Source organism: Dactylosporangium thailandense, from assembly GCF_059739745.1.
This window is the reverse complement of the sequence record NZ_AP029195.1, coordinates 6270079-6291796: the sequence shown is the minus strand read 5'-3', so window position 1 is coordinate 6291796 and position 21718 is coordinate 6270079. Positions and strand designations below refer to the sequence as shown.

Below are 21718 nucleotides of genomic sequence, written 5' to 3'. Positions count from 1 at the left end.
GTTCTGGATGCGCGACTGCGCGAATGCGCGGCCGATGGTGTTCGCGGTGCGCGTGGGACCTGAGCGCGGCCCGGTCATGCGTCGGGGCGGACAAGTCCGGTCTGGAACGCGTAGACGACAGCGTGCACACGGTCGCGGAGGTCGAGTTTCATGAGGATCCGGGAGACATACGTCTTCACGGTCTCCTGACTCAGCATCAGCTCGGCCGCGATCTCGGCGTTGCTCATCCCGCGCGCGATGAGCGTCAGCACCTCGGTCTCGCGCGGCGCGAGCGCGGCAGCCGGCCCGGGCGCGCCCTCGGCCGGCCGGATCCGCGAGCCGAAGTGCCCGATCAGCCGCCGAGTGACGGCGGGGGAGACGAGCGCTTCCCCGTTGGCGACCGTGCGTACCCCGGCGATCAACTCGGCCGGCTGCGCGTCTTTGAGCAGGAACCCGGCCGCACCCGCGCGCAGCGCCCGGTACACGTATTCGTCCAGATTGAACGTCGTGACCACGAGCACCTTGAGCGGTTCGGCGGCGTCGGGCCCCGCGAGTCGCCGGGTAGCTTCGATCCCGTCGAGTACGGGCATCCGGATGTCCATGAGCACGACATCGGGCCGCAGCTCCCGGGCGAGGCGGACGGCCTGCTCCCCGTCACCGGCGACCCCGGCGACGGCGAAACCGGGCTGGAGCCCGAAGATCGTGGCGTACGCGGTGCGAATCAACGCCTGATCATCACAGACAAGAATGCGCACCGGCGCGCCGCTCATTCGCGCACCCTCCCGCGCATCAACGTGCGTTTTCGTTTCGCTCACGCGCACACCACCCGTTCACTAGTCCAAGCCCACGCGCGCATCGCACCCGCTCAAATCCGCGCAGTTCGTCCGTTCGTCCGCTCGTTCGTCCGTGCGTGCGTGTGTCCGCTCGTCCGTGCGTCCGCTCGTCGGTGTTCACGCCCGCTCGGTCTCGTGCTGTTCCGTCGCTCGTCTGTATGTGAGTTGCGTTCGCTCATCGGCGCGCTGTCCGTTCGCTCATCCGCTGGGTGCTCATCGCCGCTCGCCCGCGTGCTGTCCATTCGTTCATTCGTGTGCTGTTCGTTCGCTCATCCGCGGGTGCGTATCGCTCGCCCGTCCCTGCGCTGCTCGTTCGCTCATTCGCGCGCGTTCTGTCTGCTCATACGCGCACGCCGGTGGGGATGGACGCGCGGATCAGGAAGCCGCCCGTGGGCGTTGGGCCGGCCTCGAAGTCGCCTCCGAACACGCTCACCCGTTCTCGGAGGCCGGCCAGGCCCCGACCCGTTCGCGTCGCCCCGGTGTCCACGACCGTGGAGCCGTCCGTGTGCACCTCCACGGCGACTCGATCGTCCGAGTGCGCGATTCGCACGCGAGTGGGCCGGCCGTGCGCATACTTCACCGCGTTCGTGAGCGATTCCTGCACGACCCGGTACACGGTGAGACCGACCCCGCCGCCGGTCGGGAGTGCGATGCCCTCCTCGTGCCAGTCGACGGGCTGGCCGAGTGTGCGCGTTCGCTCAACGAGGTCGGCGATCCGTCCGACGACCGGGCGGGTGCTCGGGTCGTCCTCGTCCGCGTCGAGTACGCGCAGCAGGTGCCGCAGCTCGACGAGGGCCTGCCGTCCGGTGCCGGCCACCGAAGCCAAGCTGTCGCCGATGAGTGCCAGACCGCCGTTGGTGAACGAGGGGCCGTCGTCCGCAAACGACCGGCCGCCGCTGGAGATCGCCGGACCGTCGTCGACGGGTGTTAGGCCGTTGGTGGCCGGTGCAGGCCCGCCGATGGCGATGGTCGGCCCGCTGCCGGTGAGTGGCACCGGGCCGTCGTCGGTGGGTGCCGGGCCGCTGGTGGCGAGCTCGGGGGCATCGTCGGTAAGGGTCGAGGCGTTGCCGGTCGGCGCCGGGCGGTCGTGCGTCAGGGGCGTGCTGATGTCGAGTGCCATCGCCGCCGCGTCGGCCTGCAGCACCATTGCGGTCACGTGGTGGGTCACGACGTCGTGCAGTTCGCGGGCGATCACCGCCCGTTCCGCCGCGGCCGCGAGGGCCATGCTGTCCCGGCGGTGCCGCTCCGCCGCGGCGCGCTGGTGGCGCATCCAGCGCCCGGCCAGCCAGAACGCGGCGAGCAGGGCGCCGAACTCCGCGTACTGCACGACGTTCTGCTCCGAGCCCATCCGGTGCAGGAGCACCGCCAGTCCGGTGTAGGCGACGGTCAGGACGACCGGCAGCACAGTGCGTCGGCGCGACTGGTGGGCGCCCAGGGCGTACAAGGCGAATGGAAATCCCAGCGTCGCCGCCGAGTGGGCGTAGCCGAGGCACTGGTAGAGGCCGAAGGGTACCGCCGTGAGCACGGCGCACGCGGCCGGCCACCGCCGCCGGATCGCCAGCGGGGCGCAGAGGGCGACGACCAGGAACCAGCCGAGCGCGTCCAGAGGGCGGTCGGGGAACTCCGGCAGGTCGGCGCCGATGCCCGACATGCCGGGCACGAGCGCCAGCACGAGCAGGCCGCCGGCGCCGACCGAGTCCGGCAGCCGTTCCCACCAACGGGTCATGGCCGGAGCATAGTCAGCCGCCGAGGTCCGAGATCCATCCCCGCGCCGGCGACTGCCGCGCCCGGGCAGCGACCGCACCGACGCCGGGCCGCGGCGACGCGATCCCGTCCGGGCCGCACGCGAAGCCCGGCGGGGCGGGGGCAGGCTCGTGCCTGACGCCGATGCCAGGCGCGACGGCAATGTCCGAACGGCCGATGGGGGCTGTCGCGGTATGGACCGGACGGTATGCATCCGGCCCTTGAACGTACATATTCAAATATGCGAATGTGCACGCCATGCTATCCAGACCCGCGGCGCTGACACTGATCGTGTCCGCCACGCTCCTGCTGGCCGGTGCCGGCCTGGCCATCCCGGCCGCCGCCGCGCCTCCCGTGACCCTCACCCCCGCACTCGCCGCGGCGCCCGACATCGCCGTCGCCAACGTGCAGGCCCACCTGACCCAGCTCGGCTCGATCGCGTCGAGCAACGGCGGCACCCGCCGCTCGGGCACCGCCGGCTACACCGCGTCGGTCGCCTACATCAAGGGCAAGCTGCAGGCCGCCGGCTACACGGTCGCCGAGCAGACGTGCACCAGCTGCACGTACCGTGCGAACAACCTCATCGCCGACTGGCCGGGCGGGCCGTCGGACCAGATCACCATGCTCGGCTCGCATCTCGACAGCGTGGCCGCCGGGCCGGGGATCAACGACAACGGCTCGGGCTCCGCGACGCTGCTGGAGAACGCGCTGGTCCTGGCGCAGCAGAACCCCACCATGAGCCGCCACGTCCGGTTCGCGTGGTGGGCCGGGGAGGAGCAGGGCCTGCAGGGCTCCGCGTTCTACGCCAACGCGCTGAGCACCACCCAGCGCGGCCAGATCAAGGCGTACTACAACTTCGACATGGTCGGCTCGCCCAACGGCGGCTACTTCATCAACCACATCACGTCGACGGCGGCCGCGCCGATGAAGGCGTACTGGGACTCGCTGGGCCTGCAGCCGGAGGAGAACACCGAGGGCGCCGGGCGCTCCGACGACTACTCCTTCGAGCGCGTGGGCATCCCGACGTCGGGCTACGCCGCGGGCGCCAGCGCCAGGAAGACCTCCGCGCAGGCGTCGAAGTGGGGCGGCACCGCTAACAGCGCCTACGACTCCTGCTACCACCAGGCCTGCGACACGACCGCCAACATCAGCGCCACCGTGCTCAACCGCGCCGCCGACGGGGTCGCGTCGACGATCTGGGCCGCCTCGGTGGGCGGCACCACGACGCCGCCGCCGACCGGCTGCACCGGGGCGCAGCTGCTGACCAACCCCGGCTTCGAGTCGGGCGCGACGGGCTGGACGGGCACCACGGGCGCGATCGGGCAGTGGTCCTCGCAGGGCCAGGCCGCGCACGGCGGGACCTACAGCGCGTGGCTGCTCGGGTACGGCTCGACGCACACCGAGAGCCTGTCGCAGTCGGTCACCATCCCCGCGGGCTGCTCGGCGACGCTGACGTTCTGGGTGCACGTCGACTCCGCGGAGACCACGACCACGACGGCCTACGACAAGCTGACCGTCACCGCGGGCTCCACGACCCTGGCCACCCTGTCGAACCTGAACAAGGCGACCGGGTACGCCCAGAAGTCCTACAGCCTGTCAGCCTTCGCGGGGCAGAGCGTCACGCTCAAGTTCACCGGCACAGAGGACTCCTCGCTGCAGACCTCGTTCGTCCTGGACGACGCCGCCGTGCAGATCAGCTGACCCCCGACCGGCGGGCGGGACCGGCCCCGGACCGGTCCCGCCCGTCTCCGGCTGATATCAAGGGCAGATGTCCTCCCTTGAGCAGATGCACGAGCGCTTCCCGCTGGTCGAGAGCCATGTCCGGCGGGTGTACGGCCTGAGGCTGCCCCGCCACCTCGCGGTCTTCGCCGCGTTCTGGGCGTCGCTGCCCGCCGGCGCCGCCGCGTGCCTCGGCGAGCGGCTCGGCCTGTCGCCGTGGGGGATCACCGACCTGTTCGCCGACGGCGGCCTCGACCGCGTCGCGCGCGACGGGCTCGACGAGCGGCTGCACTGCCGGTTCCGCCGCGACCCGGCCGAGTTCGTGACGGTCATGAGTGGCGACAGCGACGGGCTGCACTTCGGATTCTGGTACGACGACCCCGCCGAGCTCCCCTCGTTCATCGCCTTCAACTGGGCGCGCGACTCGGCCGAGACGTGGACGAACGGCGCCCCGACGCTGCTGGAACAGATCCGCATCCGCCTCGCCGCCGCGCGCCGTGACGTCGAGCTCGACGGACCCGAGCACTACGAGGGCCTGCCGCCGTTCGAGCCGCTGGAGGCGGCCCTGGACGCGTTCGCGGCCGCGGACGCCGAGGCGCGCGCCGCCGACGGGCCGCCGCGCTGGGCCGACCCCACCGGCCGCCCGGACGCCGCGATCACGATCGGCCCGGTCCTGCCGCCCGGCGCCGGCGACCCGCGCGTCGCCGAGGCCGCCGCCCGCCTCGACTCCTACCGCGACCCCTCGGCCGCCGCCCCGGTGATCGCGCAGGCCCGCGCCGAGCTCGCGGCCGGGCGCCCGGCCCTGGCCCTGATGGTCGGCGGCGAGCTGCACTGGCTGGACGCGGACGAATACCGGGCGGAGTCGACGGAGCTGCTCGCGGGCGCGTACCGGGCGCTGGGCCGCGACGCCCTGGCCGAGATCGTCGAGGTTCACCACGCCAACCGCGACCTGCGCTCGGTCGAGGTCCTCGTCGCGCGCTGAGAGGCCGGCGGAGTGGACGCGTTGGTCCGGCCCCCGAAGGCCCGCCCGGGTGACCGCATCGCGGTGCTGTCGCCGTCCTTCGCCGCACCCGGGCTCTTCCCGGCCGTGCACGAGCGGGCGATGCGCCGGCTCGCCGAGGTCACCGGGCTGGTGCCGGTGGAGTACCCGACCACGCGCCGGGCCGGCGCATCACCCGAGGACCGCGCGGCCGACGTCAACGCGGCGTTTGCGGACCCGTCGGTCCGCGCCATCATCGCGACCGTCGGCGGCGAGGACCAGATCACCGTCGTACCGCACCTCGACCCCGCCCTCGCCCGCGCCGACCCGAAGCCGTTCCTCGGCACGAGCGACAACACCAACCTGCACCACTGGCTGTGGGCCAACGGCATCGCGAGCTTCTACGGCGGCTCCACCCAGGTGCACCTGGGCCCCGGCCCGGCCGTCGACGACGTGCACGCCCGCTCGCTGCGCGCGGCCCTGCTCACCGGCGGGCGCCTGGAGATCACCGACCCGGGCTCGTCCGAGGACGTCGGCGTCGACTGGAACGATCCGCGGGCGCTGACGTCGTACGGCGACCGCGTCCCGACCGAACCCTGGAGCTGGCACGGCCCGGCGCGCACGGTGACCGGCCGCACCTGGGGCGGCTGCCTGGAGGTGATCGAGTGGGTGCTCACCGCGGGCCGGTTCCCGTTCCCGCCCACCGCCCTCGACGGCGGCGTCATGCTCCTGGAGACCTCCGAGGAGCTGCTCCCGGCCCGCAACGTGGCCTGGATCGTGCGCGCCCTCGGGGAGCGGGGCCTGCTGGCGGCGGTCTCGGCGGTACTGCTGGCCCGCCCGCCGGTCTCGGACTTCACCCGCCGCCCGGCGCCGGCCGAACGGGCGCGCCTGCGAGCCGCCCAGCGCGACGCGGTCCTGGCCGAGGTGACCCGCTACAACCCGGAGGCGGTCTTCGTGTCCGGCATCCCGTTCGGCCACACGAGGCCGCAATGGCTCCTCCCGCACGGCGGCGACGTCACGGTCGACGGTGCCGAGCGGCGCGTGTACGCCGACTTCGGTTAGGGCCGCGGCCCGTGCCGGAGTCCGTACGCCTTGACACCGGCCGAGCCTCGTCGCAGCCCCAGCACCACGAGGCGTCGGCCGACCGCCCGGCCGCCCGACTCACCCGCCGGGCGGCCCGAAGTCGAAGCCGGACCCGGTCACGCCGAGCTCCGCGCGGACCTCGGCGAGCAGTACCCGCATCCCGAACAGCGCCGCCTCGATCGCGGCGGAGCCGTCGGCACGCGGCGTGGCGGTCCATGCGAGGACGGGGTTGCCGTGGAGATCACCTCACCCCATTCAGGGACCACAGCCAAGCCGGCTACACCGGGCGGCTCGGCAACATCCAGGCCCTGTACCGCGACATCACCGCCCAGACCCTCGTCCGCGCCTTTGCTGACATGCTCACCTGCCGCCGCGGCATCTCCTCACCTGAGGCAGAAGGAGCCGCAGGTCAAACCAGCGCACCGGCCCAACCGAACGGGTCTGCTGTTACCGTGAATTGATGAGCGTCACCCGGGTATCGGATGCCGAACGTGAGGCCGTCGTCGCGCGGCTCAGCGCGGCTGCCGCGGAAGGCCGCCTCGAGTTCGCCGAATTCGAGGATCGAGCCTCCCTCGCCTACGCGTCGCGGACTGAGGCGGACCTGGCCCGGCTTGTCGCCGACCTGCCGCCACCCCAGTCCAGCGCGGTGGAGCTTCAGGCGTGGCTGGTGCCGGCGCTTTCCATAGTCGGCGGCTGGGCCTGGCTTCCACTGTTTCCGGGCTGGAATTGGGCTCCGGCAACCGGCCTGGCCGGTATGGCCTTGGGCGTTGCGGCCTGGCGCGCCTCCCGCCATTGGCCACACCGCCTGACCGCCCTCGTGGGTCTGGTCGGCGGGGTGATCGGCGTGGGTCTGATGATCGCCGGCGTGGCAATCATGCTGCACCACTGACGGAAGCTCGGCACCGACACCACGGCGACGACCGCGAGCACGCCGATGACCACGAGCCCGATCGGCCGCTCGACGGGACGCACCCACACGGTGGCGTACGCGTTCGCGAGCGTGTCGGTGGCGAGCACGGCCGCGCTGAGGTACACCCCGGCCGCCCGCCGGGCCTAGAGCAGGATCGCGGCGAGCGGGTTGAGCACGGTCAGCGCGGTGTAGTAGACGCGAGCCAGCAGCGCGACGACGAGCAGGCCGGCGACGAACGGCCTCACCGCCGGAGCCCGGCGAGGCGCCGGCGGGAGCGGCGGTCCCGGGTCGTGGACGCTCCGGCCCGCGAACGCAAGCGAACGTGACCGGGGTAACGACCGGGAAGAACCCGGAGTCCGTACGCCTTGTCACCAGTCGTGGCCCAGACCCTGACGACGACCCGATCCGGCGACCGCACGACACCCGGCGAACTGCTGCCCGCCTCGCGCCGGTTCCGGCTGGTGCTGCTGCTCGGATTCCTGACCGCCCTCGGGCCGCTCACCATCGACATGTACCTCCCGTCGCTGCCGACGATCACCAGCGACCTGCACGCGTCCGCCGCCGCGGTGCAGCTCACGCTCACCGGCACCCTCGCCGGGCTGGCGATCGGGCAGCTGATCGTCGGGCCGCTCTCCGACGCGCTCGGGCGGCGGCTGCCGCTGCTCGCCGGGATCGGCGTGCACGTGGTCGCGTCGGTGCTGTGCGTGTTCGCGCCCGACCTGGCCGTGCTCGGCACCCTGCGCGTGCTGCAGGGGCTCGGCGCCGCGGCCGCGTCCGTGGTCGCCATGGCCATCGTGCGCGACCTGTTCAACGGCCTCGCGGCGGCGCGGCTGCTGTCGCGGCTCATGCTCGTCGTCGGCGTCGCGCCGATCCTGGCCCCCACGGTCGGCGGCCTGGTCCTGAAGCTGACCCAGTGGCGGGGCGTGTTCGTGGTACTGGCCGTCGCCGGCCTCGCGATCCTCGCCGCCACGGCGTTCGCGCTGCCCGAGACCCTCCCGCGGGAGCGCCGGCGCGGCGGCGGGATCGCCGGCACCGTGCGCGACTACGGGCGGCTGTTCGCCGACCGCGTGTACGTCGGGCTGATCGTCGTCGCCGGGCTGTCGATGGCGGCGCTGATCGCGTACGTGGGCGGGTCGAGCTTCGTGTTCCAGGACCAGTACGGCATGAGCGAGCAGCAGTTCGCGCTCGTCTTCGCGGGCGGGGCCGTCGGCCTCATCGCCGCGACCCAGCTCAACGTGCGGCTGCTGCGCCGCTGGTCGCCCCAGCGGATCCTCGCCGCCGCGCTCCTCATCGGCGTCGCGTCCGGAGCCGTGCTGCTCGCGCTCGCCGCGACCGGCGCGGGCGGGCTGTTCGGCGTGCTCGTGCCGCTGTGGGCGGTGCTCGCGATGGTCGGCCTGGCCATGCCCAACGCGCCCGCCCTGGCGCTGTCCCGCCACGGCGAGGCGGCCGGCACCGCCGCCGCGCTGCTCGGCGCCGTCCAGTTCGGTGTCGGCGCGACGGCCGCCCCGCTGGTCGGCGTCCTGGGCGCGGACTCCCGCGCCATGGCCGTCGTGGTCTTCGGCGGCATGACGGCGGCGGTGCTGGTGCTGTGGCTGGTGGTACGGCCCGACCTCCGAGCAGAGCACGAGCACTAGCACCCTGGGTCAGGCGTACGGGTTGGAAGGGCCGAAGAGCATGGTGACGCGCTCGTGTTGCCGGGTGAACTCGTCCGGCCGGCGGCCGCGCTGTTTCCACAGGACGGCGAGCCATCGCAGGGCGCACGTGCGCTGGTTGGCCGCGAAACGCCCGCGGTTGACGTCGGTGACGCCGAGTTCGGGCAGTACCTGCACCAACACGGAGTCAGGAACGTCACGGGCGCTGATGTGCTCGATTTGATCGGCGGCGTCGAACGCCCGGTTGCTGCATCCGGCGTATTCGAAGTCGACGCAGGCGGCTCCGTCGCGGGTCTGGAGCCAGTTGAGGAGGTTCGCGTCCCCGCGGGACAGGACCGGCTCGTCGTGCTCGATGACTAGGTCGGCGTCGTTGTTGCCGTGCCATGCGGCGAGTAGTTCCCGCATGGCCGGTGCCAGTGGGTCGTCCGCCTGTTGGTCGAGCAGATCGGGCCATGTCCGGGTCAACCGAACCAGATAGTGTTCGCCGCTGTCGATGCGAGGTAGCGCGGCCATGAGCCCGGACAGGGGGACCGCTTGCAGTCGCCGCGTCGTGCATGCGAGGCCGCGCAGCGCGTGCAGTTGGTCGTCGGCCTCGATCAAGCAGTATCCGTGCAGAAGCGTCATCCCGATGGCGGGTTCGGCCTCGGCCGGGTCCAGCCACAGCGGGGTCGGGACCGTCCGGAGGCGCTGCGGCTCGAGGAGGTTCAGTGCCGCCCACTCGCGCTCGGCGCGGCGCCGGTCCGTCTTCGTGAAGAACTTGATCACGGTTTCGTCGCCGCCCGGCGATGTCCAGCGATACAGATCATGCTGCATGCCCTCGGCGAGCGGGCTCACGCCCAGCTCGGCCAGAGACTCGCCGAGGGCGTCGCCGCCACTCGCGCGAGCCCGCCGGAGCGCGGCGAGCAGGTCCTTGGGGGCATCGCGGGAAGGTGCAGCCATGGTGCCTTCGGCTCGGAGGTGATGGGGAGCTGACGGACCGACCGTCGTAGCTCGCGGTGCTGTGCTCGTGTAACGCCGCGGACGTTCACCCACGATGGAGCAGACGATGCGCCATGCGAACCGCACGATCATGGTGGTGGGCGGCTCGATGACTGGGATCAGGGCCGCTCGGGGCGCTGTAGCACTGTGGCTTGCACGGAGTACGAAGGGGCATCGCCGCTGACGACACGGTACATGACCTGCTGGATCTGCCGGTCGTCGGCGAACAGCGCAACACGGCCGAATTCGCCAAGATGTGACAGATCAAGATTCGGGGAGACCCGCCTGCCTTGCAACACATCAGCGATGCCACCGAGGAAGTTCGTCCCATCGCCAGGCGGGCGCGGCATCGGCGACCGGACCGTCACATCGAGCCCGATGTCTTCGGTCGCTGTCGTCCAACCCGGCCTCCGACACCGCGGCAGCCGCCGCAGCAAGCAGGCGCTCTACGCGCTCACGTTGTGGATGCCGGGCCGCGAACAGCTAGGTCGCCTCGTTCTTGACCGGCGGCCAGCCTGCCACGTCGAAGCCGATCGCGGTCACCCGGCCAATCGCCGGCCGCGCGCGTTCGGCCTTCCAGATGGCGCGGTCCACCATCCACGGCGTCACTGGCCGACGGAGGCGCACGGTCAGCTCCTTGGCCGCGCGTTCCAGGACAGTACGGGGCCTCGGCAACGGTTACTTCGCAGCCGCGCCGGGCCAGCCACCGCAGGACCATCCGATCCGGCTTGCTGATCTGGTCGGAGCCGCACAACATCCACAGATAACCCCGCCTCACGCCGTATTGGCCGTCGCCCGGAACAGCGGCCAGCGCTTGGTCGACCTCGTCCCAACGCTCTTTGTCGCTCATCAGGCTGTCCGCGGCGGCCAGGTCGGATCACCCCGTGGTTGATGAGCACCTCCGCGTAACGCCACACGGCGTCTGCCTTCGTGATTCCGCCCCTGGTGGAGGTGAGCTGGCCATTCGTATCCAACCGCAGCGCTGTGGCGGTCGGATAACGCTCAAGCAGCGTCGGCAATGGCAGTGGGTCCGCTGGCAGAGGCTGGGAAGCATCGAGAAGCGGATGAGCGTCACCGTTACGTTCGGCTATGCGCCGGACGAGCGGCACCACGACCTGGTGGTAGCTGGCGGCGATCGACCAGACCGCATCGATCACGCAGTACGAGAGGCTTCCCCACCGCTCCTTGCGAGGTTCGAGAGCCATCCCGGTCAGGGTGTCCACCACGTCGAACGACATGCCGCGCAGATTGCCTGAACGCCAACCCGGACAACATCGCCCGACCAGTCGGTCTTCGCGCCTGCATCGCCCGCCACCCGCATACCCGCAGATCAGACACCCGGTGGAGCGGACGCTGCGCCATGTAATCGCGCAATCATGGTGCTGGCGCGGCCGACCTCCGCCAAGTTGGCATTCGTAGTGCGATATAGCCGCTCTTGACTTGCGCCGACCTGACCAGCTGTGGCGGACAACGGCGTGGTTCGCAAGCGACGCATGCACCGCTTCACAGCCGTCGACCAACGCCGCCATGAGCAAAGATGACCGCGTTTATGATAAACCAAGGGGAAGGGCGGTGGGTTCATCGTAAAAGTTGACAATACGCACATCAGTACACCTCAAGGAGTCGGCTTCAAAGAACGAGACCGTGGCGATTGAGACGTTTCCCTGCAATTCAACTGTCCGCTGCTCGTAGGTGCCGTCAACGCTGTTGGCAAACCAAGTCGGCACGACCACCTCCCGATCCTGCCCGACGTCGCTGGTAACGAACGATTCCCCGATTAATGTGGCCGTCCCGGAAATGAGACACATGACACCAATCCGGCCGTCGCCGGCTGTGAACACTGTCCACGACTCGGCTGACAACGGATACGGATGCTCATCGTCTGGATGTGCTGGCAGGTCAACGTTGAATCGATCGATCATGAGAGTACCGTCGACCGCACCTGAGTACGAGATAGCTGTACTCGCGCACGGTAAAGGCTGCCATTTGGCCCTTGCGCTCTCGATCTTCTCCAGCCATCCGGTCCACAACTCTGGCCGGCTCCTTAACGCCTGGAAAAGAGTGCGGTTATTCCAGTGCTCGGGGTCAAAGCCAGACAATTTCCTGAGCAGTGCGTTGATGTCGGTGCAAACGAAGGCGGCGTCTCGCCGTTCGCTCGTCAGGCGGTGCACTAGGTCGGGGTGAACCAACGACCAGACTGCATTCGGCCGCCTAGACGATGCGAAGTCGCTTGTGTTCGCTGTCGCCAGAATCACGGCGTCCGCGTCAATCCTGGCGGCGAATTCGAGCCCCGTCTGCCAGATCACGTAGTCGGCAAAACCTCCGCCCTTCTCATTGAAAGGCTTGTGCCCGTTCGAAACGAGATTGACAATTTCGTCCAGGTCTGCCGCGCCGGCCTTGCCGATCGCGAAATCAAATGCGCGCTGGGCCGAATGCACTGCCGAATCATGCCAGTACTGCACGCCGGAAATCACGTGTTCCGGTTGACCGGAGCCGTAGTAGACGTCGCTTATTGTTGCGTCAACGAAAACGGACAACCCCATCAAGCGTTGAGGATCGCGCCTGATGTCGCGGAACCGTAGAAATTTTCGCATGTTCGCCACATGCTCTCGTGCTTCCTGCTGCGCATGCTTGGCGTGCTCGGTCAAAGTTGCTTCAGGGACGACAACGCTGACATTCGGCAGCAAGCCGAGAGAAAGCAGGCTTAGTGTAGGTGCCCGGGTCAGGAAGTGGTCATTAAAGATCTTGCTCGTGTCGACAACCACGACAATGTTCTTCTTGTCGTCCAGGCGGGGCTCAAACTCCGCCATATCAGGCATCGCGACGTGCATCAATCTGGCGTGAAAGCATGCTCAAAGACGCTACTTGAGTACCCCCGGGGTTTGCAACAAAATAGACCCATGTTCCACAGGATCGCGGGGTGTCACCCGGATCGTTCGGGGTTCTGGGTGCCGCTGGGCACGCTGGTTCGCGTAATGCCGCACATGGTGGGTCGTCAGGAATTAACCCCCAAACCCCTCGATCCAGAAGGAGGGGGAGGCACCTCGATGGCCGGGGGCGCGGAGAGCGGACGTGTTGCGCAGCCGAATGCTGAGCCACTTTCATCGTGACGCCGCAGGTCGTCGATGGTGTGACCTGCGGGGATCGACGTAGCGGGAGACTCCCGGTGAGACAGCTGTCGACCAAGACTCGATGCCCCAACCGAGAGCCTCATTGCTGTCCTTCCTGTCACGATCACGCTGCCCACCCACACCCTCAACCACCTCGCGACCTGAACCGTCCGGAACGCCACCAGCGTCGAAGGCGATGGCGGCGCCTCGAGGGACAACAAGCGCTGCTGGTCTTGGCGCACCTGCGCAACGGCGACACGTGTACCCGGCTGGTCGCCGCTTCGCCATCGCCACTAGTACCGCCTACCTGCTCGCCGCCCACGCCAACGACGTCACCGCCGCCGCTCGCCGCGCAGCCCGACTGGCGCGCCGTCCAAGCGCCATCGCTCTAGACCCGGCTCCGCTGTGCCAGCGTGCCGTCAACGGATTCCACGTCCGCGTTCGTGGCATCGGTGGACGCTCAGTTGCAACCCTCAAGACCTGCAAGATCCTGACCAAGCTGCGCTGCTGTCTATGACGCGCAAGCATGATCGTCCAGAGCATTCTGGTCCTGCAACTGGTTGAGGCGCAGCACCACCGGTCGAGCGTCATGGCGGTGGTTCCTCCTCGTAGATGTCCAGCTACAAGTCCCCAGGCAGATCGAGCAGGCGCTGCATCGTGGTCCGGTCCAACTCTGCCGCGTGCTCGGTTGCATAGGAGCCGAGGTAACACAGCCAGTTCGCCTCGTATCCCGCGCCCACCAGTTCCCAGAGCTGATCCGCCACCGGCTCAAGGATGTCCAGCAGCCGACGCGACTGCGCGGCGAGTTCGACGTCGTCCTCGCGATCTGGTCCGGGCCGTCGCTCCCGCCAGGCACCGCTCGGCGCTGCGCGCCGACGCTGTCAGCTCCGCGGGTGGGCCCGCTGATCTCCTGTCAGCCCGACGGTGCCGGAAACTCCGGCACCGTCCCGCCCGCGTTCAGACGGTGATGACGACCTTGGCGCGGGCGTGGTCGATCTCCAGGTAGCGCACCGCCTCTGCCGCTCGGGCCAAGGGGAAGGTGCGGTCGACGACGGGGGTGATGTCGCCCGACTCCAGGTACCCGCGCAGCGTGGCCAGGCCCTCCGGGCTCGGGGGTACGTTCGGCATCGGGTGCACGCGCTTGTCGCCGAAGCGGGCGGACAGCTGGGCGCGGATCACCAGGGCCATGGGGCCGAAGACGCGCGGGCGGCCGCCGGCCGAGGTGCCGCCGCCCGCGGTCACCAGGCGGCCGCCCGGGGCCAGGGGGCGCAGCAGGTTGCTCAGGGTGTGGTTGGCGACGAGGTCGAGGATGACGTCGTAGCGCTGGGCCGCGCGCGTGAAGTCCTCGCGCGTGTAGTCGATCGCCTCGTCGGCGCCCAGTTCCGTCACGAGGCCGAGGTTGCGGGTGCTGCAGACGCCGGTGACGTGAGCGCCGAAGGCCTTGGCGAGCTGGACGGCGAAGGTGCCGACGCCGCCCGAGGCGCCGTTGATGAGCACCGTCTCGCCCGGGCGGACCGCGGCGATGTCCCGGAGGGCGACCAGGGCCGTGGTGCCGGCGAGCGGTACCGCCGCCGCCTGCTCGAACGTGAGACCGGCCGGTTTGCGCTCGAGGCAGCCGACGGGGACCCGGGCCAGCTCGGCGAAGGCGCCGTCGTCCTCGCGCAGGTCGCCGTAGACCTCGTCGCCCGGCTCGAAGCGCGTCACGCCCGGGCCGACGGCCTCGACCACGCCCGCGAAGTCGCTGCCGCGGACCGCGCGCCGCGGGCCGCGCGGGCCGAAGTGGGACGGCATCATGACGCGGGCCAGGTAGGGGTCGCCGCGCATGACGTGCCAGTCGCGGGCGTTGACCGCCGCGGCCCGCACCCGGACGAGGACCTCGCCCTCGCCGGGCACGGGCGCGTCGATGTCGATGAGCCGCAGCTCCTCCGCGGAGCCGTACCGTTGCTGCACAATCGCCTTCATGCCATCGATGGTGGCCGTGCGGGCCGCGGCGCTCATCGGCACATGGGCCTCGGCTTTCCCGTACTTTCGGCGGCGCCCGGTACGAGCTCGCGACCGCCACACGGGCACGGCCGAGCACCCGCGGGCCTCGTCGCGAAGCCCGGCGTCCGTGCGGTGCGGGGAGTGGCGCGTCGAGCGTCCGTGCGGTGCGGTGCTGCCCTCAGGTGCGGCGGAGCGTTCCGAGTGGCCTGGAACAGCGCGGGTCTCAGGCGCGGGGGAGGACCGCGGTGACCATCCAGCCGCGGGTCGGGGCCGGGCCCGCCGAGCACGTGCCGCCCACCAGACCGGCCCGCTCCGCCATGCCCACCAGACCGAAGCCGGCCGGTGCGGGCGCGCGGCCCGCGGGGGCGTCGCCGTCGTCGGTGACCCGCAGCCGCACGGCGGCGTCGTCGGCCTCCACGTGCACCTCGATGCGCGTCGCGTTGCGGGCGTGACGGCGGGCGTTGGTCACCGACTCCTGGGCGAGGCGGAACAGGGCCGTGCCGATCGGCGCCGGCAGGTCGTCGAGGTCGCCGGTGACCGCCACGTCGACGGCGGGGCCCGCGCGGTGGGCGCCGGCGAGGCCGTGCAGGTCGGCCAGGCCCGGCGTGGGGGCCAGGTCGGCGGGCTCGTCGGTGCGCAGGACCCGCACGATGCCGCGCATCTCGGCCAGGGCGCGGGTCGCCTCGGCCTCGATGAGGCGCAGCGCGTCGGTGGCGGCGTCGGGGTTGAACGGGGCCGTGGCCAGGCCGGCCTGGGCGCGGATGACCATCGCCGAGACGTGGTGGGCGACGGTGTCGTGCAGGTCGCGGGCGAGCCGCTCGCGCTCGAGGAGCTTCACCTGGTCCAGTTCGCGGTGGCGGGCGCGCGCGCGATACCGCACCGCGGCCCCCAGCGCCGTCACGGCGAACAGCATGCCGACGCCGCCGAGGGTGTCGTTCGGCCCCGAATGACCAGCGAGCAGCCCGACCGTCAGCTTCGCGAGGATGATCGCGGTGCCCAGGATCGTCTGGCGGCCCGAGCCCCAGCGGGTCAGGGCGTAGCCGAGCAGGAGCACGAACACGAAGGCGTTCAGCCCCAGGTCGAGCCCGATGACGAAGGGTGCGATCCCGCAGGCGCCGAACGCGATCGCCACCGCCGCCAGGGGCCGGGTGCGGCGGATCAGCAGCGTCGGCAGCACCGCGAGGCCGACGGCGCCCGCGAACCAGCGGAAGGGCAACTCGGGCCGCAGCAGCACCTCGAGCACCATCGCGACCGCGAACCCGGCGAACAGCACCCAGTCCCGCCACACCCGTGCGGGGGCGTCGGCCGGGCCGGCCTCGTCCCAGAAAGAGCGCAGTCGAGCGAGCATCTTGCTCATGGTATGGGCGGGACCCGCGGGGCGGATCGGACCAAAGTACGACTTCCCCGGACGCCGGTTTTGTCCGCTGTACCGCACGACCGCCCGATTACCGCGCAACGTACGCATCCGTCCTCGCCGTTCTGTGGCCTTTGACCCGCTTTGGTCGTATTAACTGGTACGCGTGGGGGGCTACCACCTGGGGATCGACTTCGGCACCGCACGCACCACCGCGGTGCTGGCCAGGCCGGACGGACGGCGCGAGCTGCTGCTGCTCGAGCCGTCCGCGGTGTGCCTGGACAACGCGCCCCACTTCGTGGCCGGCAGCGCCGCCTGGGCGGCCGGCGAGGCGAACCCGGACCGCTTCGAGCCGTTCCCGCGCCGCACCATCGACAAGGGCTCCGTCGTGCTCGGCGGCGTCGAGTGCCCGGTCCGCAGCCTCTTCGCGGCCGTGCTCACGCACATCGCGGCCGTCGCGCGCAAGGTCGTCGGCGGCCCGGTCGCGAGCGTGGCGATCACGCACCCGGCGCACTGGCACCGGCCCCAGACGCAGGTGCTGGAGAAGGCGGCGGCGCTGGTCGGCCTGCGGCCGCTGCGGCTGGTGCCGGAGCCGGCCGCCGCGGCCCTGCACGCGGACGAGCTCGGGTTGCTGGCGTTGCCGGACGGTACCGCGGCCGTGGTTCTGGACCTCGGCGCGGGATCCGCCGACGCCGCCGTCGTCCAGCGCACCGGCCGGAGCGTGTCCGTGCTCTCCTCGGCCACCGTCCCGGAGGCGGGCGGCCTGGCCCTCGACGCCGCGATCCTCACCCACCTCGGCTCGACCTTCGCCCGGCGCAAGGTGTGGCGCTGGAAGCCCGACCGCGCGCTGCTGGAGGGCGCGCGCGAGGGCCGCGAGGAGCTGAGCGCGATCAAGGCGGCCACGATCCCGGTACCGTGGTCCGCCTCCGGCACGCCCCTCACCCGCACCGAGTTCGAGAACCTGGCCCGGCCCGCGTTCGAGCGCGCCATGCACGCCGCGGCGTCCCTGGTCGCGGCGGCCGGGGTGCCGGAGCTGGCCGGCGTGCTGCTCACCGGCGGCCTCGCGCACACCCCGCTCGTGACCGAGATGCTGGTCGAGACGCTGGGGGTGCTGCCGGTACACCTCGACGGCCCCGTCCTCGCCGAGGGCGCCCTGCTCGCCGAGCCCTCGCCGGTCCCGCGCCGCCCGCGCCCGGCCCCGCCCGCGGCGGCCCCGGCCTCGGCGCCCCCGGCTCCCGCGGGCGGCCCTCGTGTGGACCCGAACGAGATCTGGGCCGCGCTGCGGCAGCAGCCCGACGACCGCCGTGCCCCGCGTCCCGCCGCGCCGCCGGCCGGCCCGGTCGGCCGGGTGTGGGCGGCCTCGGCTCAGGCGGGCGCGCAGGCCGCGTCCGACTGGGCGGCCGCCGCGCCCGCCAGTCCCCCCGAGGACCCTTGGGCGGCCCTGAAGCGGGAGAGCGCCGCGGGCGCGCCCCCGTCGGCGCCGTGGCGCACCGGCGCGGCCTCGGCTCCCCGCAAGACGGGCCGCATGCTCTACGACGCCCGCGCCGCCGCGACCCCCGCGCCCGCCGCGGTGGAGCCGCCGCCGGTCGCGCCGGCTCCGGCGGTCGCCGCCGCCCCGCCCGAGCCGGTCGCCGCCAAGCCCAAGCAGCTGGAGCCCTGGGAGATCCGGGCCGAGCTGTGGGCGCTGGAGCAGGACAAGCCCTGGCGGTTCGAGAAGGAGCTCAAGGCCATCCGGGCCGAGTGCCGGACGGCGGAGATCGAGGCCCGCACGGTCCGGGCCGACCTCGTCTCCATCGCCAACGAGGTCATGCAGCTGCGCAGCGAGATGGACCTGGCCGACACGGACCTGAACGCGGCGGGGATCGGGCTGCGGGCGGCCGGTGCGGAGCTGGACGTCTTCGAGGCCGAGCTCGACCTGATGGTGACGAAGTTCCGGACCCTGCGCGAGTCGGAGGAGGCGGCCGCCCCGCCCACGCTGCCGACGCCCGAGCCAGAGCCGGAGCCAGAGCCAGAGCCGGAACCCGAGCCCGAACCGGAGCCGGAAGTCGAGGAGGCCGCGGAAGAGGAGGCGGAGGAAGAAGAGGAAGAGGAAGAGGCGTCCGAGTTCGTGCCGTGGGCGTCCGTCTCCGGCAGCGAGGCGGTGGAGGAGCCCGACCTCCTGGCCACCCTGCGCGCCATCAGCGACCCCCAGGAACCGGGCACGGAGGACGAGGACGAGGACGAGGACGACGAGCAGCCCGAGGAAGCCCGTCCAGTGGCCGAGCGCGCGGACGACGGCCCCGTCGCCGCCGGCGCGACCACGAAGGTCGAGGCCGAGGCGGACGTCGAGGACTTCGGGGCGCTCGTACGGGTGGTCCGCCGCTACATGCAGTCGGCCCGCCGCGGCGACCTCGCCGACCCGATGGACGGCGACGACGGCGGGGACCCCGACGCCGAGCCGCCGCTGTCCGACGTCGCCGTCTCGCCCGCGCCGCGCTTCCCCGCGCCGAAGCTCACCCTCGCCGACCGGCCGCGCAAAAAGGCCCGCACGCGAGCGTTCCACTGGCGCTGGGCCACGTCACAGTCGCAGGCCAAGCCCGGGACGACACGGCCCCGGGCGCATCGGCGGCGGCGGCTGAGCCCGCCGGTCAGCGCCGCGCTCACGCTGTTCGTGGCGCTGGTCGCGCTCGGCTCCGGCACCGTCGTCGCCCTGAACATGACCGGCTCCCTGCCGGAGCGGCGGTTCCAGGTGGGGGAGTGCGTGGCCCAGACCGCCGACCGCGCGACGGTCGTCGACTGCGACGCCCGCGGCGCTTTCGAGATCACCAAGCAGATCCCGAAGGCCGAGCGCTGCCCGGACGTGAACCAGCCCTTCGTCATCAAGGACGACGCCCTGTTCTGCCTGGTGCCGGTCGGCCGCCGGTAGGCCGGCTAGGGGACGGTCCGCTCGATCGCCGCCGGCCCGAGCTCGTCGAGCTCGGCCTGCGCCCGGCGCACGTTGCCCGGCGTCGGGTCGCGCCCGTCGGCCGCGGCCAGATCCTCCGCCGTCCACTCCTGGTCCGCCCCGGTGCGGGCGGCGTGCTGCCCGGACGCGTCGACCGTACGCGCCGCGGCCGGATTTCCCGAGATGATCGGTGTGTTGTCGTCCATGCCCAGGCAGTACCCGCCCGAGCCGGTGCTAAGCGCTGCGGCCGGAGTACCATCGCAGCGCACCGCATCGATGACGTTCGGTAACCGAGGGTGAGGGCGATGACCGACCGCGAGCCGGAGGAGCCGTCGCCGTGGGCCCGGCCGGCCGAGCCGTCGCCGTTCGACGCGCCCTCGCCGTGGTCCTCCCCGCCCCGGTGGGCCGAGCCCGAAGCGGCGCCGATTTCGCCGGCCCCGGACGTCCCGCCGACCCTGGACGCCCCGGAGGTCGCGGACATCCCAGAGGACCCGGACGTCCCGGCGACTCCGGTAAGGGCGAGGCGACGGCCGGCCGCGCTCATCGCCGCCGGGGTGGTGCTCGCCGTCGCGGTCGCGGCGGTCGCCGGGTTCGTCGTGCTGCGGCCGTCCGGGAGCAGGTCCGCCTCCGACGCGATCGCGGGTGCGGTCGCGGCCATCGCGGCATCGGGCGGTACGACGGCGGCATTGACCTTCGGCGATCGCAACGGCACGCTCGTCGATGCCGAGTTCACCGTCACCGCGGCCGGGCTCGGCACCGGCGTCGTCACCGACCCGGGCGGCGGCCGGGCCGAGGTGCGCACCAACGGCACCCGGACCGTCGTGCGCGCCGACGCCGACTGGTGGTCGCGCCGCGCCCCCGGGCAGGCGTCCGCGCTCGCCGACAAGTGGATCCTGCCCCGGGACGGGCTCATCCTGCCGATCGACATCACCCGCGCGCTGACGCCGAAGGGGATCGCCGAGTCGGTGCGCTTCGCCGCGTCCGGGCACCCGAAGGCGGCCGGCACCGTGCCGTGGCCGGGCGGGGACGCCGACCTGCTCGACAACACCGGCTGGCTGCTGCTGCTCACGCGGGCCGAGCCGCGCTCCGTCGTGTGGTTCGGCGGCCACCTGACCGGCTTCGGTCCCCTGCAGCCGGCCGCGCTGCGTCGCGGCGGCGGGGCGGGCCCGCACTTCGTCCCCGCCTACCAGCCGAACACCGTCCCGCCCTACGTCGGCGTCACACTGTCCACTCCGGACGGTGCCGCGCTCGCCAAGGTCGCCGAGCAGGTCGGGCAGGTGCTCCCGCCCCCGGACCGGGCCGCGGCAGCCGATGCGCCCGAGCCGCCGCTCACGCAGGCGACGGTGCCGCTCACCGCGCCGCGGTTCGTGACCCAGCCCGACGACGAGGGCTGCGGCGGCGGGCAGTGCGCGTGGACGGTGAAGGTGACGAACACCGGCACCGCCCCCTGCGACGCGACCCTCATCGCGACCGTGAACCCCGGCATGGAGCCGCGCAGCACGCGCCTCGGGGTGCTGGCGCCGGGCGAGTCCCGCACGACGCCGTCGATGACGTTCCGGGAGCAGGCCCCCCGGGCCCTCTACAACGCGCAGGTGTACTGCCCGGCGCTCGACGGCCTCGACCCCGCCGCCCGGCAGCGGGTCGCCGCGCTGCAGCTCGACCCGTCGCAGTCGCCGAGGGTCAAGGAGCTCGACCCCGCCCTGCAGACGGTGCTCCTGGGCGCCGCCGACGCGATGGTCCGCGGCCGCCCGAGCCTGTCGCCGGCGGACCGGCAGCGGGTGCTCGCCGCGCTCGACCTGGTCATCGCCGGGCAGCTGATCCCCGAGGTGCGGATGATCACCGGGTCGGGCCGCGTCGAGAACCCGGACGCGCTGCCCGAGATCCTGCGCAACGCGTCCGGCGCCGCCCCGGCCGCCGACCAGCTGCCGTTGCGCCGCGAGCTGGAGCTGGCCGCGAACCTGCTCCGCAACGACCCCGGGGCGCGCCTGCGGCTGGACGACAGGACCCCCTCGCTCACGGACACGGCGTCCGGGAAGGTGTACCGGCTCGCGGCCGTCACCGGCGACCGCCTGCTGCCGGACCGTCCGGCGCCCGCCGGCAAGCTGGTCCTGATGGTGTACCTCGAGCCGACCCGTCCCGAGCACGACCTCGGCCGCCCCGGGTTCGTGCGCCTGCTGCACGAGCCGCGCAACCGGGCCGCGGCGGCGGACACGCTCTGCCCCGGCGGCCGGCCCGCGGTCGCCGAGCTGGTGCTGGCCAACCGGCACGGCGAGGAGCGCTGGAGCGCCGCCCAGCTGCACGAGCTGGCCGACGCCTGTCCCTGAGACCCGGGGCGGCCGCCGGTCGGGACGGCCGGCCCGGGGCACTTTCCGCCCGCTCGTGCACCTGATCACGACGCTGCTCGACCAGCGGGCGGGCACGGAACGGGCGGCGTCGGCGTGGCTGATCCACATCGGTAAGGCAATCCCGGAA

At 72.0% G+C, this 21718-nt stretch carries 18 protein-coding genes and 4 pseudogenes; 10 read left to right on the top strand and 12 right to left on the bottom strand.

Features of this window, described 5'->3' with window-relative positions; all coding sequences use genetic code 11:
* Nucleotides 1–74 precede the first annotated feature (74 nt).
* Both AC6JBM_RS27655 and AC6JBM_RS27650 read right to left on the bottom strand, forming a co-directional pair.
* Nucleotides 75–749: a response regulator transcription factor gene (locus AC6JBM_RS27655; RefSeq protein WP_497976974.1), complete on the bottom strand. Its 675-nt coding sequence runs from the start codon at nt 747–749 to the stop codon at nt 75–77.
* A 403-nt stretch (nt 750–1152) separates the two neighbouring features.
* On the bottom strand, nt 1153–2538 hold the full coding sequence (locus AC6JBM_RS27650) for a sensor histidine kinase (RefSeq protein ID WP_497976973.1): 1386 nt from the start codon (nt 2536–2538) through the stop codon (nt 1153–1155).
* 275 nt (nt 2539–2813) lie between these two features.
* Between AC6JBM_RS27650 and AC6JBM_RS27645 the strand changes: the two genes are divergently transcribed.
* From AC6JBM_RS27645 to AC6JBM_RS27620, 6 genes are all read left to right on the top strand, one after another.
* Nucleotides 2814–4256: a M28 family metallopeptidase gene (locus AC6JBM_RS27645; RefSeq protein WP_497976972.1), complete on the top strand. Its 1443-nt coding sequence runs from the start codon at nt 2814–2816 to the stop codon at nt 4254–4256.
* A gap of 67 nt (nt 4257–4323) precedes the next feature.
* Entirely contained in the window at nt 4324–5256 is a 933-nt protein-coding gene (locus AC6JBM_RS27640) for an ADP-ribosylation family protein (protein WP_497976971.1), read from the top strand.
* A gap of 66 nt (nt 5257–5322) precedes the next feature.
* A complete protein-coding gene (locus AC6JBM_RS27635; RefSeq protein WP_497986538.1) occupies nt 5323–6315 on the top strand; it encodes a S66 family peptidase in 993 nt (330 codons plus the stop codon).
* 481 nt (nt 6316–6796) lie between these two features.
* A complete protein-coding gene (locus tag AC6JBM_RS27630; RefSeq protein WP_497976970.1) occupies nt 6797–7225 on the top strand; it encodes a DUF1707 SHOCT-like domain-containing protein in 429 nt (142 codons plus the stop codon).
* Nucleotides 7226–7270: 45 nt separating this feature from the next.
* Entirely contained in the window at nt 7271–7393 is a 123-nt protein-coding gene (locus AC6JBM_RS27625; protein WP_497976969.1) for a hypothetical protein, read from the top strand.
* A 230-nt stretch (nt 7394–7623) separates the two neighbouring features.
* Nucleotides 7624–8880: a multidrug effflux MFS transporter gene (locus tag AC6JBM_RS27620; RefSeq protein ID WP_497976968.1), complete on the top strand. Its 1257-nt coding sequence runs from the start codon at nt 7624–7626 to the stop codon at nt 8878–8880.
* Nucleotides 8881–8889: 9 nt separating this feature from the next.
* Here the strand turns inward: AC6JBM_RS27620 and AC6JBM_RS27615 are convergent, their stop codons facing one another.
* The 5 genes and pseudogenes from AC6JBM_RS27615 to AC6JBM_RS27595 all read right to left on the bottom strand — a co-directional run.
* Nucleotides 8890–9837, bottom strand: coding sequence for a phosphotransferase family protein (locus AC6JBM_RS27615; RefSeq protein ID WP_497976967.1), 948 nt, complete (start codon nt 9835–9837; stop codon nt 8890–8892).
* 158 nt (nt 9838–9995) lie between these two features.
* Nucleotides 9996–10313 carry a hypothetical protein gene (locus AC6JBM_RS27610; protein ID WP_497976966.1) on the bottom strand — a complete coding sequence of 106 codons (318 nt, stop codon included), beginning with the start codon at nt 10311–10313 and terminating at the stop codon, nt 9996–9998.
* Nucleotides 10314–10359: 46 nt separating this feature from the next.
* Nucleotides 10360–10485 (bottom strand): hypothetical protein, encoded by a 126-nt coding sequence (locus tag AC6JBM_RS27605; protein ID WP_497976965.1) that lies wholly within the window; start codon nt 10483–10485, stop codon nt 10360–10362.
* 91 nt (nt 10486–10576) lie between these two features.
* Nucleotides 10577–10729, bottom strand: a pseudogene (locus AC6JBM_RS27600) (DUF8548 family protein); the annotation flags it as partial.
* A gap of 85 nt (nt 10730–10814) precedes the next feature.
* Nucleotides 10815–11033: pseudogene (locus AC6JBM_RS27595) on the bottom strand (hypothetical protein); the annotation flags it as partial.
* Between AC6JBM_RS27595 and AC6JBM_RS27590 the strand changes: the two are divergent.
* The gene (locus AC6JBM_RS27590) at nt 10941–11132 is read left to right on the top strand and encodes a hypothetical protein (protein WP_497986764.1); all 192 of its coding nucleotides are present in this window, start codon (nt 10941–10943) and stop codon (nt 11130–11132) included. The pseudogene AC6JBM_RS27595 and the gene AC6JBM_RS27590 overlap by 93 nt on opposite strands.
* 291 nt (nt 11133–11423) lie before the next feature.
* Here the strand turns inward: AC6JBM_RS27590 and AC6JBM_RS27585 are convergent, their stop codons facing one another.
* Nucleotides 11424–12707, bottom strand: coding sequence for a hypothetical protein (locus AC6JBM_RS27585; RefSeq protein WP_497976964.1), 1284 nt, complete (start codon nt 12705–12707; stop codon nt 11424–11426).
* A gap of 381 nt (nt 12708–13088) precedes the next feature.
* Here AC6JBM_RS27585 and AC6JBM_RS27580 point away from each other — a divergent pair.
* A pseudogene (locus AC6JBM_RS27580) lies at nt 13089–13353 on the top strand (IS5/IS1182 family transposase); the annotation flags it as partial.
* Between the two features lie 253 nt (nt 13354–13606).
* On the opposite strand, the pseudogene AC6JBM_RS27575 reads toward AC6JBM_RS27580, so the two are convergent.
* The 3 genes and pseudogenes from AC6JBM_RS27575 to AC6JBM_RS27565 all read right to left on the bottom strand — a co-directional run.
* Nucleotides 13607–13789: pseudogene (locus AC6JBM_RS27575) on the bottom strand (DUF4279 domain-containing protein); the annotation flags it as partial.
* A 154-nt stretch (nt 13790–13943) separates the two neighbouring features.
* Entirely contained in the window at nt 13944–14948 is a 1005-nt protein-coding gene (locus AC6JBM_RS27570; protein WP_497976963.1) for an NAD(P)-dependent alcohol dehydrogenase, read from the bottom strand.
* A 244-nt stretch (nt 14949–15192) separates the two neighbouring features.
* Entirely contained in the window at nt 15193–16317 is a 1125-nt protein-coding gene (locus tag AC6JBM_RS27565; protein ID WP_497976962.1) for a sensor histidine kinase, read from the bottom strand.
* A gap of 172 nt (nt 16318–16489) precedes the next feature.
* Here AC6JBM_RS27565 and AC6JBM_RS27560 point away from each other — a divergent pair, with 172 nt between their 5' ends.
* The gene (locus tag AC6JBM_RS27560; protein WP_497976961.1) at nt 16490–19228 is read left to right on the top strand and encodes an Hsp70 family protein; all 2739 of its coding nucleotides are present in this window, start codon (nt 16490–16492) and stop codon (nt 19226–19228) included.
* A gap of 5 nt (nt 19229–19233) precedes the next feature.
* Here the strand turns inward: AC6JBM_RS27560 and AC6JBM_RS27555 are convergent, their stop codons facing one another.
* A complete protein-coding gene (locus AC6JBM_RS27555; RefSeq protein WP_497976960.1) occupies nt 19234–19452 on the bottom strand; it encodes a hypothetical protein in 219 nt (72 codons plus the stop codon).
* Between the two features lie 99 nt (nt 19453–19551).
* On the opposite strand from AC6JBM_RS27555, the gene AC6JBM_RS27550 reads away from it, so the two are divergent.
* A complete protein-coding gene (locus AC6JBM_RS27550; RefSeq protein ID WP_497976959.1) occupies nt 19552–21570 on the top strand; it encodes a hypothetical protein in 2019 nt (672 codons plus the stop codon).
* Nucleotides 21571–21718: the final 148 nt, after the last annotated feature.

What these genes read in the sequence shown, in the direction of transcription:
- AC6JBM_RS27565 (WP_497976962.1), bottom strand. Translation starts at nt 16,317, where the DNA reads ATGCTCGCTCGACTGCGCTCTTTCTGGGACGAGGCCGGCCCGGCCGAC.
- AC6JBM_RS27640 (WP_497976971.1), top strand. Translation starts at nt 4,324, where the DNA reads ATGTCCTCCCTTGAGCAGATGCACGAGCGCTTCCCGCTGGTCGAGAGC.
- AC6JBM_RS27645 (WP_497976972.1), top strand. Translation starts at nt 2,814, where the DNA reads ATGCTATCCAGACCCGCGGCGCTGACACTGATCGTGTCCGCCACGCTC.
- AC6JBM_RS27555 (WP_497976960.1), bottom strand. Translation starts at nt 19,452, where the DNA reads ATGGACGACAACACACCGATCATCTCGGGAAATCCGGCCGCGGCGCGT.
- AC6JBM_RS27550 (WP_497976959.1), top strand. Translation starts at nt 19,552, where the DNA reads ATGACCGACCGCGAGCCGGAGGAGCCGTCGCCGTGGGCCCGGCCGGCC.
- AC6JBM_RS27615 (WP_497976967.1), bottom strand. Translation starts at nt 9,837, where the DNA reads ATGGCTGCACCTTCCCGCGATGCCCCCAAGGACCTGCTCGCCGCGCTC.
- AC6JBM_RS27570 (WP_497976963.1), bottom strand. Translation starts at nt 14,948, where the DNA reads ATGAAGGCGATTGTGCAGCAACGGTACGGCTCCGCGGAGGAGCTGCGG.
- AC6JBM_RS27630 (WP_497976970.1), top strand. Translation starts at nt 6,797, where the DNA reads ATGAGCGTCACCCGGGTATCGGATGCCGAACGTGAGGCCGTCGTCGCG.
- AC6JBM_RS27585 (WP_497976964.1), bottom strand. Translation starts at nt 12,707, where the DNA reads ATGCACGTCGCGATGCCTGATATGGCGGAGTTTGAGCCCCGCCTGGAC.
- AC6JBM_RS27625 (WP_497976969.1), top strand. Translation starts at nt 7,271, where the DNA reads ATGACCACGAGCCCGATCGGCCGCTCGACGGGACGCACCCACACGGTG.
- AC6JBM_RS27590 (WP_497986764.1), top strand. Translation starts at nt 10,941, where the DNA reads ATGAGCGTCACCGTTACGTTCGGCTATGCGCCGGACGAGCGGCACCAC.
- AC6JBM_RS27650 (WP_497976973.1), bottom strand. Translation starts at nt 2,538, where the DNA reads ATGACCCGTTGGTGGGAACGGCTGCCGGACTCGGTCGGCGCCGGCGGC.
- AC6JBM_RS27655 (WP_497976974.1), bottom strand. Translation starts at nt 749, where the DNA reads ATGAGCGGCGCGCCGGTGCGCATTCTTGTCTGTGATGATCAGGCGTTG.